The 13,701-nt window shown below is 62.3% G+C and carries 8 protein-coding genes and 6 tRNA genes; 13 read left to right on the plus strand and 1 reads right to left on the minus strand.

The features are described 5' to 3' along the window. The first annotated feature begins 379 nt into the window (after window positions 1-379). From alaS to mgtE, 9 genes are all read left to right on the plus strand, one after another. Window positions 380-3,004: an alanine--tRNA ligase gene (gene alaS / locus OCX61_RS06945; RefSeq protein WP_261943153.1), complete on the plus strand. Its 2,625-nt coding sequence runs from the start codon at window positions 380-382 to the stop codon at window positions 3,002-3,004. Window positions 3,005-3,089: 85 nt separating this feature from the next. Further along, window positions 3,090-4,325 (plus strand): aspartate kinase, encoded by a 1,236-nt coding sequence (locus OCX61_RS06950; RefSeq protein WP_261943154.1) that lies wholly within the window; start codon window positions 3,090-3,092, stop codon window positions 4,323-4,325. Window positions 4,326-4,491: 166 nt separating this feature from the next. Next, complete coding sequence (csrA, locus tag OCX61_RS06955) at window positions 4,492-4,680, plus strand: carbon storage regulator CsrA (protein WP_003254503.1); 189 nt, start codon at window positions 4,492-4,494, stop codon at window positions 4,678-4,680. Between the two features lie 72 nt (window positions 4,681-4,752). Beyond that, window positions 4,753-4,843: transfer RNA gene (locus OCX61_RS06960), tRNA-Ser, on the plus strand. Between the two features lie 106 nt (window positions 4,844-4,949). Then, window positions 4,950-5,026: transfer RNA gene (locus OCX61_RS06965), tRNA-Arg, on the plus strand. Between the two features lie 72 nt (window positions 5,027-5,098). Further along, window positions 5,099-5,175: transfer RNA gene (locus tag OCX61_RS06970), tRNA-Arg, on the plus strand. 70 nt (window positions 5,176-5,245) lie between these two features. Next, a tRNA-Arg gene (locus tag OCX61_RS06975) sits at window positions 5,246-5,322 on the plus strand. Window positions 5,323-5,392: 70 nt separating this feature from the next. Then, window positions 5,393-5,469: transfer RNA gene (locus OCX61_RS06980), tRNA-Arg, on the plus strand. Between the two features lie 377 nt (window positions 5,470-5,846). After that, window positions 5,847-7,289, plus strand: coding sequence for a magnesium transporter (gene mgtE, locus OCX61_RS06985; protein ID WP_261943155.1), 1,443 nt, complete (start codon window positions 5,847-5,849; stop codon window positions 7,287-7,289). Between the two features lie 201 nt (window positions 7,290-7,490). On the opposite strand, the gene OCX61_RS06990 is transcribed toward mgtE, so the two are convergent. After that, the gene (locus OCX61_RS06990) at window positions 7,491-7,817 is read right to left on the minus strand and encodes an Arc family DNA-binding protein (protein ID WP_003254499.1); all 327 of its coding nucleotides are present in this window, start codon (window positions 7,815-7,817) and stop codon (window positions 7,491-7,493) included. Between the two features lie 347 nt (window positions 7,818-8,164). Between OCX61_RS06990 and phnN the strand changes: the two genes are divergently transcribed. The 4 genes from phnN to OCX61_RS07010 all read left to right on the plus strand — a co-directional run bounded on the left by phnN (window position 8,165) and on the right by OCX61_RS07010 (window position 13,701). Then, entirely contained in the window at window positions 8,165-8,752 is a 588-nt protein-coding gene (gene phnN, locus OCX61_RS06995) for a phosphonate metabolism protein/1,5-bisphosphokinase (PRPP-forming) PhnN (protein ID WP_261943156.1), read from the plus strand. A 128-nt stretch (window positions 8,753-8,880) separates the two neighbouring features. Further along, window positions 8,881-8,955, plus strand: a tRNA-Arg gene (locus OCX61_RS07000). Window positions 8,956-9,159: 204 nt separating this feature from the next. Then, on the plus strand, window positions 9,160-10,137 hold the full coding sequence (locus OCX61_RS07005; RefSeq protein ID WP_261943157.1) for a TauD/TfdA family dioxygenase: 978 nt from the start codon (window positions 9,160-9,162) through the stop codon (window positions 10,135-10,137). A 168-nt stretch (window positions 10,138-10,305) separates the two neighbouring features. Further along, window positions 10,306-13,701 carry a non-ribosomal peptide synthetase gene (locus OCX61_RS07010; RefSeq protein ID WP_261943158.1) on the plus strand — a complete coding sequence of 1,132 codons (3,396 nt, stop codon included), beginning with the start codon at window positions 10,306-10,308 and terminating at the stop codon, window positions 13,699-13,701.

The raw sequence follows: 13,701 nt of genomic DNA on the forward strand, positions 1-13,701 counted from the left end.
GCGTCGTCTTCTTCGCGGGTAAACCCGCTCCCACAAGTTTGGTGCGTTGCTTGAGGCGTGCGTTGTACCTGTGGGGGCGGGTTTACCCGCGAAGCAGGCAACTCGGTTTTGCCTCCCAAGGCTCATGAAAACCTTTTAATTCACCGCCTGTTCCATTTTCCCTTCCCTTGGGCGGTAATTGGCTTGCCAGTGGCGAAAGGCTGCATTTAGCATCCGGTCATGTCATTTTGTCTGCAAGCGCTTTAAAAGCTGTCCAATCGACGCTTTCTATCGCATAAACACACTGCACCTTGCTTGCAGGACCGATATAATGCGGCCCTTTGCCGTCGTTTCGTCGACGTGTTTGCCCCCAAGGGCCGCCGTTTCCGTGGAAGAACCTATGAAAAGCGCAGAAATCCGTGAAGCCTTCCTTCGCTTCTTCGAAGAGCAGGGCCATACCCGAGTCGCCTCCAGTTCGCTGATCCCGAACAACGACCCGACCCTGCTGTTCACCAACGCTGGCATGAACCAGTTCAAGGACTGCTTCCTCGGTGCCGAGAAGCGTGCCTACACCCGCGCCGTCAGCAGCCAGAAGTGCGTGCGTGCCGGTGGCAAGCACAACGACCTGGAAAACGTCGGCTACACCGCGCGTCACCACACTTTCTTTGAAATGCTGGGCAACTTCAGCTTCGGTGACTACTTCAAGCGCGACGCGATCACCTTCGCCTGGACCTTCCTGACCTCCGACAAGTGGCTGAACCTGCCCAAGGAAAAGCTCTGGGTCACCGTCTACGCCTCTGACGACGAAGCCTACGACATCTGGACCAAGGAAGTCGGCGTGCCGGCCGAGCGCATGGTGCGCATCGGCGACAACAAAGGCGCCCCGTACGCCTCCGACAACTTCTGGACCATGGGCGACACCGGCCCGTGCGGCCCTTGCACCGAGATCTTCTACGACCACGGCGCCGACATCTGGGGCGGCCCACCCGGCTCGCCGGAAGAAGACGGCGACCGCTACATCGAGATCTGGAACAACGTCTTCATGCAGTTCAACCGCACCGCCGACGGCGTGCTGCACCCGCTGCCAGCGCCGTCGGTGGACACCGGCATGGGCCTGGAGCGCATCAGTGCGGTCATGCAGCACGTGCACTCGAACTACGAGATCGACCTGTTCCAGAACCTGCTGTCTGCCGCGGCCAAGGCCATCGGTTGCAGCAACGACGGCCAGGCTTCGCTGAAAGTGGTTGCCGACCACATCCGTTCCTGCGGCTTCCTGATTGCCGATGGCGTGCTGCCGTCCAACGAAGGCCGCGGCTACGTGCTGCGCCGCATCATTCGTCGCGCTTGCCGTCACGGCAACAAGCTCGGCGCCAAGGGCAGCTTCTTCTACCAGATCGTCGCGGCCCTGGCCGCCGAGATGGGTGAAGCCTTCCCTGAACTGAAGAACCAGCAGGCGCACATCGAGCGCGTGCTCAAGGCTGAAGAAGAGCAGTTCGCCAAGACCCTGGAGCAGGGCCTGCGCATCCTCGAGCAGGACCTGGCCCAACTCAAGGGCGACGTGGTCCCGGGCGACGTGGTGTTCAAGCTGTATGACACCTACGGCTTCCCGATGGACCTGACCGCCGACATCGCCCGTGAGCGCGAGCTGACCATCGACGAGGCCGGCTTCGAGCGTGAAATGGAAGCCCAGCGCGAGCGTGCCCGCTCCGCCAGCAGCTTCGGCATGGATTACAACAGCCTGGTCAAGGTCGACAGCGCCACCGAGTTCCTCGGTTATGACGCCACCGAAGGCCAAGGCAAGATCATCGCCCTGTACAAGGATGGCCAGTCCGTCGACCAGCTGGGTGAAGGCGAAGAGGGCGTCGTGGTCCTCGACCGCACCCCGTTCTACGCCGAATCCGGTGGCCAGGTCGGTGACAGCGGCTTCCTGCAGGCCGGCGCAGCACGCTTCGACGTGCGCGACACCACCAAGACGGGCGGTGCCTTCCTGCACCACGGCGTGGTCGCCAGCGGTGCGCTGGTCATCGGATCGCCAGTCGAGGCCAAGGTCGATGCCGATGTGCAGCACGCCACTTCGTTGAACCACTCGGCCACCCACCTGCTGCACGAAGCCCTGCGCCAGGTGCTGGGTGAGCATGTGCAGCAGAAGGGCTCGCTGGTCGACAGCCAGCGCCTGCGTTTCGACTTCAGCCACTTCGAAGCGGTATCGCCTGCGCAGATCAAGGCCCTGGAAGACATCGTCAACCGTGAGGTGCGCAAGAACACCCCGGTTGAAACCGAGCTGACCGATATCGAAACCGCCAAGGCCAAGGGTGCCATGGCCCTGTTCGGCGAGAAGTACGGTGATACCGTACGCGTGCTGAGCATGGGCGGCGATTTCTCCGTTGAGCTGTGCGGCGGTATCCACGCCAAGCGCACCGGCGATATCAGCCTGTTCAAGATCATCAGCGAAGGCGGCGTGGCCTCGGGCGTGCGCCGTATCGAAGCGGTTACCGGTGCCGCTGCACTGGCCTACCTGAACGCTGCCGAAGAGCAGGTCAAGGAAGCCGCGCAGCTGGTCAAAGGTAATCGTGACAACCTGATCGACAAGCTGTCGGCTGTGCTCGAGCGCAACCGCCAGCTGGAAAAGCAGCTCGAGCAGCTGCAGGCCAAGGCCGCCAGCGCCGCCGGGGACGATCTCTCCAATGCGGCCGTGGAGGTCAAAGGTGCCAAGGTGCTCGCCGCCCGCCTGGATGGGCAGGATGGCAAGGCCCTGCTGGCCCTGGTCGATCAGCTGAAGAACAAGCTCGGCCACGCAGTGATCCTGCTGGGCAGCGAGCATGAGGGCAAGGTCGTGCTGGTGGCCGGCGTGACCAAGGACCTCTCCAGCCAACTCAAGGCTGGTGACCTGATGAAACAAGCCGCTGCGGCAGTGGGTGGCAAGGGCGGTGGCCGTCCGGACATGGCCCAGGGTGGTGGCGTCGACGTCGCTGCGCTGGACCAGGCCCTGGCGCTGGCCGTGCCGTTCGCAGAGCAGGGACTTTGAGATGAAGGGGCCGGCGGTCTAGTCGCCGGCCTCTTCATGTTGGATGGTTTTTTTGAGGCCCGGTATGGGCTGAGGCACCATTGAAATGGCGTTGATCGTACAGAAATTTGGCGGCACCTCTGTCGGTTCCATCGAGCGGATCGAGCAGGTAGCCGATAAGGTCAAGAAACACCGTGAAGCGGGCGACGACCTGGTGGTTGTGCTGTCGGCCATGAGCGGTGAAACCAATCGCCTGATCGATCTGGCCAAGCAGATCACCGATCAGCCGGTTCCGCGTGAACTGGATGTAATCGTGTCGACCGGTGAGCAGGTCACCATTGCCCTGCTGACCATGGCCTTGATCAAGCGTGGTGTGCCAGCGGTGTCCTACACCGGCAACCAGGTGCGCATCCTCACCGACAGCGCGCACAACAAGGCGCGCATCCTGCAGATCGATGACCAGAAGATCCGTGCCGACCTCAAGGAAGGTCGCGTGGTGGTGGTAGCCGGTTTCCAGGGTGTCGACGAGCATGGCAGTATCACCACCCTCGGCCGTGGTGGCTCCGACACCACCGGCGTGGCCCTGGCGGCTGCGCTGAAGGCGGACGAGTGCCAGATCTACACCGACGTCGATGGCGTCTACACCACTGACCCGCGCGTCGTGCCGCAGGCCCGCCGCCTGGAGAAGATCACCTTCGAAGAGATGCTGGAAATGGCCAGCCTCGGTTCCAAGGTGTTGCAGATCCGCTCGGTGGAGTTCGCCGGCAAGTACAACGTTCCGCTGCGCGTGCTGCACAGCTTCAAGGAGGGTCCAGGTACCCTCATTACCATTGATGAAGAGGAATCCATGGAACAGCCGATCATTTCCGGTATCGCCTTCAACCGTGATGAGGCCAAGCTGACCATTCGTGGCGTGCCGGACACCCCGGGCGTTGCCTTCAAGATCCTCGGCCCGATCAGCGCTTCGAACATCGAAGTGGACATGATCGTGCAGAACGTTTCGCACGATAACACCACCGACTTCACCTTCACCGTGCACCGCAACGAGTACGAGAAGGCCTACAGCGTGCTGGAAAACACCGCACGTGAAATCGGTGCCCGTGAAGTGATCGGCGACACCAAGATCGCCAAGGTTTCGATCGTCGGCGTTGGCATGCGCTCCCACGCGGGTGTTGCCAGCCGCATGTTCGAAGCCCTGGCCAAGGAGAGCATCAACATCCAGATGATCTCCACCTCGGAAATCAAGGTCTCGGTGGTTATCGAAGAGAAGTACCTGGAGCTGGCCGTACGCGCGCTGCATACCGCGTTCGAACTCGACGCTCCGGCCCGACAGGGCGAGTAAGGCGTTGCCTGGAGGGCGCGGCTAAGCCGCGCCCTTCGCGTTTCTGGTCGCCACGCAGGCCCTGTCCTGCCGGCGGGGCGATCATCCAGGCCCTGTGTCGTCGTCCACGGCCAGGCCTGACATCCCAAGACTGTAAACCCTGAATGTTTTGCGTAAGGAGAAAGCTATGTTGATTCTGACTCGTCGGTGCGCCGAGAGCCTGATCATTGGAGACGGCGAGATCACCGTGACGGTGCTCGGCGTCAAAGGCAACCAGGTGCGTATTGGTGTCAGCGCCCCTAAAGAAGTGGCCGTTCACCGCGAAGAAATCTACCTGCGGATCAAGAAAGAGAAGGACGAGGAGCCAAGCCTTTAATTTTTTTGAAGTTTTTTTCAAAAAAAGGGTTGCAAACGAGGAAGAGCCTGTTTAATATTCGCCTCGTGTTGCGGTGAGGTGGCCGAGTGGCCGAAGGCGCTCCCCTGCTAAGGGAGTATACCTCATAAGGGTATCGGGGGTTCGAATCCCCCCTTCACCGCCATTATTTGCGTAGGGCGCTGTAAACGGTGAGAACGCTAAGTCGTTGAAGTTAAACGAAAAAGTTCTTGCAAAAATGTTTCAGCGAACTATTATGCGCGGCAAGACACGGACTCATAGCTCAGCTGGATAGAGTACTCGGCTACGAACCGAGCGGTCGCAGGTTCGAATCCTGCTGAGTCCGCCACTTTTGAAGTGGCTTTGCTTGCAAGGCTGCTTCAAACCACCAGTGGTAATCTGGTCTAAAACTACCAAACGCGGACTCATAGCTCAGCTGGATAGAGTACTCGGCTACGAACCGAGCGGTCGCAGGTTCGAATCCTGCTGAGTCCGCCACTTTTGAAGTGGCTTTGCTTGCAAAGGCACTTCACCCGCCAGCGGTATCTGGTTTAAAACTGCCAACCACGGACTCATAGCTCAGCTGGATAGAGTACTCGGCTACGAACCGAGCGGTCGCAGGTTCGAATCCTGCTGAGTCCGCCACTTTTGAAGTGGCTCTGCTTGCAAAGTCGCTTCACCCACCAGTGGTAACCTGGTCTAAAACTACCACCACGGACTCATAGCTCAGCTGGATAGAGTACTCGGCTACGAACCGAGCGGTCGCAGGTTCGAATCCTGCTGAGTCCGCCACACAATCAAGAAGCCCGCTCAATTGAGCGGGCTTTTTGTTTTCTGTTTCACTGTTTTGTCAGTGATGCCTGACTAGACTGCACAGAAACCGGCGCGACAGACTTTTGCGCGGTTGATGTGTTTTTTATTGCGCGCCTGCCGTCGCACTGATGGCTTCGAGCGTTGTCCCAGCTTTATCACGCAAACGATTGTTCTGGCCAAAATTTTAAGCGATCTGACCGCCCAGGCAGTGTATGATTGCGCCCGTCAGCCCCGCCGGGGCTTGTGGAAAACCACCATGGACTTACCCAGTAGTTACTCCTTAACAAGATTCATACAGCTAGATCTGACTGATTGATTCTCCCGGCGTGCTCCGCTGCTGGGAGTGGAGTTCGCCTATGACTGAAGTAGAAGTAAAGAAAGCTCAAGAGAGCCTGCAGGATCGCCTGGCCCAGGTGGTCGAACTGCTGCAGCGTCAACGTGTGGTAGAAGACCTGACCCACCGTCAGGAAGGTCAGCACAATGACCTGGTAGAGAACCTCGTCCACCGCCAGAACCTGGTCGACCTGCAGCGCAAGCTGGACGACCTGCACCCTGCCGACGTTGCCTACATCCTCGAAGCCTTGCCTCTGCAAGACCGCCTGACGGTCTGGCAGCTGGTGCGCTCGGATCGCGACGGCGACATCCTCCTCGAAGTTTCCGACTCTGTTCGTCAATCGCTGATCGCCGACATGGACGATCACGAGATCCTGGCTGCCGCCAAGGAAATGGACGCCGACGAACTGGCCGACCTGGCGCCAGAGCTGCCGCGTGATGTGGTTCACGAGCTGATGGAAAGCCTCGATGCCCAGCAGCGCGAGCGCGTGCGTTCGGCATTGAGCTACGACGAGGAGCAAGTCGGTGCGCTGATGGACTTCGAGATGGTTACCATCCGCGAAGACATCAGCCTGGAAGTGGTGCTGCGCTACCTGCGTCGACTGAAAGAGCTGCCCAACCATACCGACAAACTGTTCGTGGTCGACTACGAAGGCATCCTCAAGGGTGTACTGCCGATCAAGCGTCTGCTGGTCAACGACCCAGAGAAGAAAGTAACGGAGGTCATGGCAACCGACCCCGTGTCTTTCCACCCTGAGGAAGATGCTTACGACGCCGCTCAGGCCTTCGAACGTTATGACCTGGTTTCGGCACCGGTAGTGGACAAGAGCGATCGCCTGATCGGCCGTCTGACCATCGACGAGATGGTCGACCTGATCCGTGAGGAGAGCGAAAGCGAAGTCCTCAACATGGCCGGTCTGCGTGAGGAGGAAGACATCTTCGCCTCGGTCTGGCGTTCGCTGCGCAACCGCTGGGCGTGGCTGGCGATCAACCTGATTACTGCCTTCGTCGCCTCGCGGGTGATCGGTCTGTTCGAAGGCTCGATCGAGAAACTGGTGGCGCTGGCTGCGCTGATGCCGATCGTTGCCGGTATTGGTGGCAACTCGGGTAACCAGACCATCACCATGATCGTCCGCGCCATGGCGCTGGACCAGGTGTCGCCAGGCAACACCAGCCGGTTGATGCGCAAGGAACTGGCGGTGGGGCTGCTCAATGGCCTGGTCTGGGGCGGGGTGATCGGTGCGGTGGCGTTCTGGCTGTATGGCAGCTGGTCACTGGGCGTGGTGATGACCGCAGCGATGACGCTGAACCTGTTGCTGGCGGCATTCATGGGTGTGCTGATTCCGATGACCCTGACGCGCCTGGGGCGCGACCCGGCCATGGGTTCGAGCGTGATGATCACTGCCGTGACCGACAGCGGCGGCTTCTTTATCTTCCTGGGCCTGGCAACGCTGTTCCTGCTCTGACGCCTTGAAGTTGGCGCGTGTGGTGTGGGAGCCGCGCTTGCCGGCGATGGGCCGCACAGCGGCCCCAGGTTTCTGAAAATAAAATAAGTATTGCAGGCTGCAAGCGCGGCTCCCACAGACACTGCACTGTGCAAAGGCAAATGAAGCGCAACGAAAAAAGCCAGCTTACGCTGGCTTTTTCGTATCTGCTTGCTGCCGGCCTCAGGAGGCGTCGGCCGCCATTTCCACATCGTGAGCGATGAGGGCCACCAGCGCATTCTGCTGGCGGTGTGACAGCTGGCGGAAACGTTGCAGGAGCTCGCGCTCGTGCAGCGACAGCTCCGGGCTGTCCAGGCGCATGCTCAGCTCGTCGCCCAGCGCGCCTTCCTGGATAAGGCTCTGTTCCAGGCGCGCGATGATCTCGGAGTTCATGCTGCGGTGATGGTTGCGCGCTACCTCGGCAATGCGCTCACGCATCCCGTCTGGCAGGCGGACGACGAACTTGTCAGCGGTGCGGCTCGAATAAATAGCCTGTTTCATTGGGCGCATATAAATTGACCGGATTTACTGGTTCAGGGGAAGCGGTTCTCAAATTGGCCGCACGGAGTGGTAGTACGACCGTGGCGACGACAAAATGTTCAACCGTCATGAAAATTTGGAAGGTCATCTTGCCTCATGGTCGCCGTTTCCTTGGCGTCAATTCTGTGACAAATAGTGAGCCGGATAAAGGCTTTTTGCCAGTACCAATTATCAGAAATGAGCACTGGTTTGAAAAGTTTCGCATTATCCAGCCCGCCGCACCGTCAGTCTTATGCCGTCAAAAACCTGTAAAACGCAGCAAAGGACACAGAAAACACCTAGAATGCGCGGGTTTCCTTCCATAGAGCATAGTGGCTATGCAACATGACGCAAGCGCCCGAGAAGGCGCCTCAGGCCGCCTGATATTTCTGATAGGACCATCGGGTTCGGGAAAAGATTCCCTGATCGATGCTTCTCGTGCGCAATTGTCTGCCGCAGGGGTGGAAATAGCCCGTCGGGTCATCACGCGCTCCGCCGAGGCCAAGGGTGAAGCAGCCCACGGCGTGAGCGCGGAACGCTTCGCACAAATGCGCAGTGAGGGCGCATTCGCCATGCACTGGCGGGCCAATGGCCTTGAGTACGGGATTCCGGCCCAGGTGGATCAGTGGCTGGCGCAAGGGCACTCGGTACTGGTCAACGGTTCGCGGGCCTATCTGCCCGCCGCGCGGGAACGCTACCCGGATCTGTTGGCGGTGTGCCTTGAAGTGCAACCCGAAGTGCTGCGTGAGCGCTTGCTCGCCCGCGGGCGGGAAACCCCGGAGCAAGTCGATCAGCGCCTGTCGCGCAATGCCCGGCTGCAATTGGAGGCAGCGCCGTGGGTGCACCGCCTCGACAATTCAGGTGAATTGGCAGCGGCGGTTACGGGCTTGCTCGATCTGCTGCGTCAGGAAAAGTTGATTGCCTGATCGGCTCTCAGAAAACCCCTACGTGCAAAAAGCCCGATTCAGGCATGACAAACGGTGGCGCGCTGGTTAACATGCTCGCCGTCCGGCTATTGCTGCATCCAGCTCAGCAAAATCGCCGGTGGCTTTCAGTCCCTGTAGTTTAATGGATAGAACGGGGTCCTCCTAAGACTCTGGTGCAGGTTCGATTCCTGCCGGGGACGCCATCCACGCTAAATCCCTCCCTCTGCCCCTCGTTTCCTCTGCACACGCCCGACGTGCGCTACGCACGCCCGAGCCGAAGCTTGCCGTCATTTAATCGAGGGTCGAAGGATGCATGCCGCCACCTGCTTCAAGGCCAGCCAGGCGCTGCCTGATGCCAATCAATTGCTGTTCAACCCGTTGCGGCCAGCAGCCGTAAGGGGGCAGCCATGAGCGCCACACTGGAGCTGCTTGCCCGGCCACTGCTGCCCGGTCAGCGCAGCCTGCCCCTGCTGGTCGAGGCACCCCACGCCGGCCTGGACCTCAACGAAGCGCTGCAGCCGATCCGTGCGTTGGTAGACCGCCACTTGCTCGACGCCGGTGGCATTCTTTTTCGCGGTTTCGAGGTGGGTGGCGCCGAGGCCTTCCGCAGTTTCGCTGGCGGCTTTGGCCACCCGCTGCTGAATTACGAGTTCGGCTCTACCCCGCGCAGCAACGTCACCCAAGGCGTGTACACCTCCACCGAGTACCCGCCGCACCAGAAGATCCCGCTGCACAACGAGCAGGCCTACACCCGTGAATGGCCGATGAAGATCTGGTTCTACAGCATGATCGCCGCCGAAAGCGGAGGGGAAACGCCGATCGCCGACAGCCGCGAGGTGTTCCGCCGCATCGACCCGCGCATCCATGAACGCTTCAACCGCCATGGGCTGATGTACGTGCGCAACTTCGGCAATGGTCTGGATGTGCCCTGGGAACAGGTGTTCAACAGTGACGACCCGGCCGTGGTGGAAGCCTACTGTCAGCGCCATGCGATCAGCTGCGACTGGAAGGATGACGGCGAACTGCGCACCCGCCAGATCTGCCAGGCCGTGGCCCGCCACCCACGTACCGGCGAAGATGTGTGGTTCAACCAGGCGCACCTGTTCCATGTTTCCAACCTGCCGCCTGAAGTGCGCGAGAGCCTGCTGGAAATCGTCGACGAGGAAGACCTGCCACGCAACGTCTACTACGGCGACGGTTCACCTATCGAAGACTCGATTCTCGACGAAGTGCGCGGCGTGCTGGATGAATGCACCATCGCCTTCCCGTGGCAGGAGGGTGATGTGCTGATGCTCGACAACATGCTCGCCGCCCATGCCCGCAGCACGTTCACCGGCAAGCGCAAGGTCATCGTGGCGATGGCCGAGGGGCACGGCGCGGGCTGAGCCGCGCAGCACCGCGGCAACCGCCGGGGCGTCTTCGGGCGCACCGGCGTGCTGGCGCAAAACGGGCGCGAGAGGTTTTGCAAACAGCGCCTAAATGCAAGCCGGAACCATTCGTTCAACAGGTATCGCGGAGCCCAGGGCGGCTCCCATCACCGGTTCGGACGACCTATGAGCACCCTCGATCAATCCCTGAAGCTGGCGCGCCGCTTCATTGAACTGCCGCTGGAAAAACGCCGTGTCTTCTTCGCCGCCCTGCGCGACGAGCAAGTCGATTTCACCCACTACCCGATCCCCGACTGCAGCGGTGTCGCCGGCCGCGACCAGCTCTCCTATGCCCAGCAGCGCATGTGGTTCCTCTGGCAGCTGGAGCCGGGCAGCGCCGCCTATAACCTGCCGGGGGCCGTGCGCCTGCTCGGCAAGCTGAATCACCAGGCGCTGGACCTGGCCTTTGCCGACCTGGTGCAGCGCCACGAGTGCCTGCGTACCACCTTTGAGGAGGTCGACGGGCAGGCGCTGCAGCGTGTCGGTGACGGCGCCCAGGTGCAGGTTCGCCATGTCGATCTGTCCGGCCTGGACGCGGATCAGCGCCTGCGGCGGACCCGTGAAGAAGTCGCCCGTGAGGCCGGCCAGCCGTTCGACCTGCGACAGGGCCCGCTGCTGCGGGTGGCGCTGCTGCAACTGGCGGCGGATGAGCATGTGCTGTTGCTGACCCTGCATCACATCATTGCCGACGGCTGGTCGATGAACATCCTCATCGAAGAGCTCATGCGCTGCCTGGATGCCCGCAGCGCTGGAAACCAGGCCCAGTTACCGGCACTGGCCGTGCACTACCGCGACTACGCCCTGTGGCAGCGCAGCTGGATGGAAGCCGGCGAGCAGGTGCGGCAGCTCGACTACTGGCGGGCTCAGCTGGGCGAGGAGCACGAGCCACTGGAATTGCCCACCGACCGGCCACGCCCGGCACAGCCGAGCCACGCCGGCGCGCGCCTGGAGTTCGCCATCGACAACGAGTTGCGCAATGGCCTGAAGGCGTTGGCCCAGCGCCAGGGCGTGACCTTGTTCGTGGTGCTGCTGGCGGCCTTCAAGACCCTGTTGTACCGCTACAGCGGGCAGGGCGACATCCGCGTCGGCGGCCTGATTGCCAACCGCAACCGCGGTGAGGTCGAGGGGCTGATCGGTTTCTTCGTCAATACCCAGGTGCTGCGCAGCCAGCTGGACGGCCGCCAGACCTTCGCCCAGTTGTTGCAAGCGCTGCGCCAGACCGCCCTGGGCGCGCAAGCCCATCAGGAGCTGCCGTTCGATGCGCTGCTGGAGGCGTTGCAGCCCAGCCGCAGCCAGAGCCACAACGCCCTGTTCCAGGTCATGTACAACCATCAGCCCCTGGTCACCGACATCCAGGGCATGCGCCTGGGGTGCGGCCTGCAGCTGGCGCACCTGGATGCCGAACAGAGCGTGGCCAGCGCCCGCAGCCATGCCGCCGCCAGCGACCTGATGCTGGAGACCCGCGAGGAAGGCGAGCGCTTGTTGGCCGCCTTCACCTACGCCACCGATCTGTTCGACGCCACCACCGTCGAGCGCATGGCCGGGCATTGGTGCAACTTGCTGCGCAGTGTGCTCGCCGACCCGCAACGTCGAGTCGGCGAGCTGCAAGTGCTCGATGCTGCAGAGTGCCGCCAGTTGCAGCGTTGGGCACTGCATGCACCCGCACCGCAGGCAACGGCTTTGGCCCATCAGCGCTTCCAGGCACAGGCAGCGCGCACGCCCGAGGCGGTCGCGCTGGTACTGGCCGGCGCAGGGCAGGGCGCCAGCCTGAGTTACGCCGAACTGGAACGCCGCAGCAACCGCCTGGCCCAGCGCCTGCTGAAGTCGGGTGTCGGGCCTGAGGTGCTGGTGGGTGTGGCCTTGGAGCGCTCGCTGGACATGGGGGTTGCCCTGTTGGCGGTGCTCAAGGCCGGTGGTGCCTATGTGCCGCTGGACCCGCAAGCGCCCAGCGAGCGTATCGCCCAGGTTTTCGCCGACAGCGGCCTGCGCCTGCTGCTGACTCAGTCGGGCCTGCTGAACCACTTGCCCGTGGCTGAGGGTATCGAGGTCCTGTGCCTGGACCAGGCGCAGGAAGCACAACCTGAGCATGCCCCGCAGGTAGCACTGCAGCCCGGCAACCTGGCCTACGTGATCTACACCTCCGGCTCCACCGGCCGCCCCAAGGGCGTCGCCATCAGTCATGGCGCGCTGGCCGAGTTCTGCGAACTGGCAACCGACTATTCGCGCCTGAGCGTGGATGATCGGGTGCTGCAGTTCGCCACCTGCAGCTTCGACGGGTTCGTCGAGCAGTTCTACCCACCGCTGTGTGTCGGTGCCCGCGTGGTGCTGCGCGACAGTCGCCTGTGGGACAGCGCCAGTTTCCTGCAGGCACTGCAGCAGCACGGCATTACCGTCGCCGACCTGCCAGCCGCCTACTGGCACATGCTGGTGCAGGATTACGCCCGTGCCACCCCACAAGCGTTTGGCGCACTGCGCCAGGTGCATGTCGGCGGCGAAGCCATGGCGGTCGACGGCCTCGACCTGTGGCGCCGCGCTGGCCTGGGCGGCGTGCGCCTGCTCAACACCTATGGCCCGACCGAAGCCACGGTGGTGTCCAGCATCCACGACTGCACGGCGCTGGCATCGCAGGAGGTGTCCTGGCGCGGCATTCCCATTGGCCAGGGCCTGGCCGGCCGGCGCCTGTGCATCCTCGACGGCGAGCTGCAGCCTGTGCCGGCGGGCGCCATCGGTGAGCTGTACATCGGTGGGCCTGGCCTGGCACGCGGTTATCACGGCCAGCCCGCGCTCAGCGCCGAACGCTTCCTACCCGACCCCGAAGTCCCCTGCGAGCGCCTGTACCGCACCGGTGACCGTGCCCGTTTCGACGCCAATGGCGCCATCGAGTACATCGGCCGGGTCGATCATCAGGTGAAGGTGCGCGGCTTCCGTATCGAGCTTGGCGAAATCGAGATGCGCCTGCAGCAATGCCCTGGCGTACGCGAGGCGGCGGTGCTGGCCCTGGACATGCCTGGCGGGCGGCAGTTGGTGGCCTATGTGGTCACCGAAGCCGATGGCGCCAGTGCCGAAGCGCAGCGCCAGGCGATCCGCGAGGGCCTGCGCGCGACGCTGCCGGACTACATGGTCCCTGCGCACCTGGTGCTGCTGGCAAAGCTGCCGCTGACCCCCAGCGGCAAGCTCGACCGCAAGGCCTTGCCCGCGCCTGACCCGAGCCAGTTGCAGGCCAGCTTCCGCGCGCCGGCCAGCGAGCAGGAACAACAGCTGGCGGCGATCTGGATGGAAGTCCTGCAGGTGCCCCGCGTCGGCCTCGACGACAGCTTCTTCGACCTGGGCGGGCACTCGTTGCTGGCGGCCCAGGTCATTGCCCGGATCAAGTCCGAACTGGGCGTCGCGCTGCCCATGCGCAGCCTGTTCGAGCGCCCGCACCTGGCCGCCCTGGCGCAAGAGCTGCAGGCCCTGGGCGGCACCGCCGACCAGGACTGGGCCGACATGGAAGCGTTCATGAATTCACTGGAGGAGGTTTGA

It is taken from the genome of Pseudomonas sp. LRP2-20 (genome assembly GCF_024349685.1).
Lineage (GTDB): Bacteria > Pseudomonadota > Gammaproteobacteria > Pseudomonadales > Pseudomonadaceae > Aquipseudomonas.

What these genes read in the sequence shown, in the direction of transcription:
- OCX61_RS07010 (WP_261943158.1), top strand. Translation starts at nt 10,306, where the DNA reads ATGAGCACCCTCGATCAATCCCTGAAGCTGGCGCGCCGCTTCATTGAA.
- OCX61_RS07005 (WP_261943157.1), top strand. Translation starts at nt 9,160, where the DNA reads ATGAGCGCCACACTGGAGCTGCTTGCCCGGCCACTGCTGCCCGGTCAG.
- alaS (WP_261943153.1), top strand. Translation starts at nt 380, where the DNA reads ATGAAAAGCGCAGAAATCCGTGAAGCCTTCCTTCGCTTCTTCGAAGAG.
- OCX61_RS06990 (WP_003254499.1), bottom strand. Translation starts at nt 7,817, where the DNA reads ATGCGCCCAATGAAACAGGCTATTTATTCGAGCCGCACCGCTGACAAG.
- mgtE (WP_261943155.1), top strand. Translation starts at nt 5,847, where the DNA reads ATGACTGAAGTAGAAGTAAAGAAAGCTCAAGAGAGCCTGCAGGATCGC.
- phnN (WP_261943156.1), top strand. Translation starts at nt 8,165, where the DNA reads ATGCAACATGACGCAAGCGCCCGAGAAGGCGCCTCAGGCCGCCTGATA.
- csrA (WP_003254503.1), top strand. Translation starts at nt 4,492, where the DNA reads ATGTTGATTCTGACTCGTCGGTGCGCCGAGAGCCTGATCATTGGAGAC.
- OCX61_RS06950 (WP_261943154.1), top strand. Translation starts at nt 3,090, where the DNA reads ATGGCGTTGATCGTACAGAAATTTGGCGGCACCTCTGTCGGTTCCATC.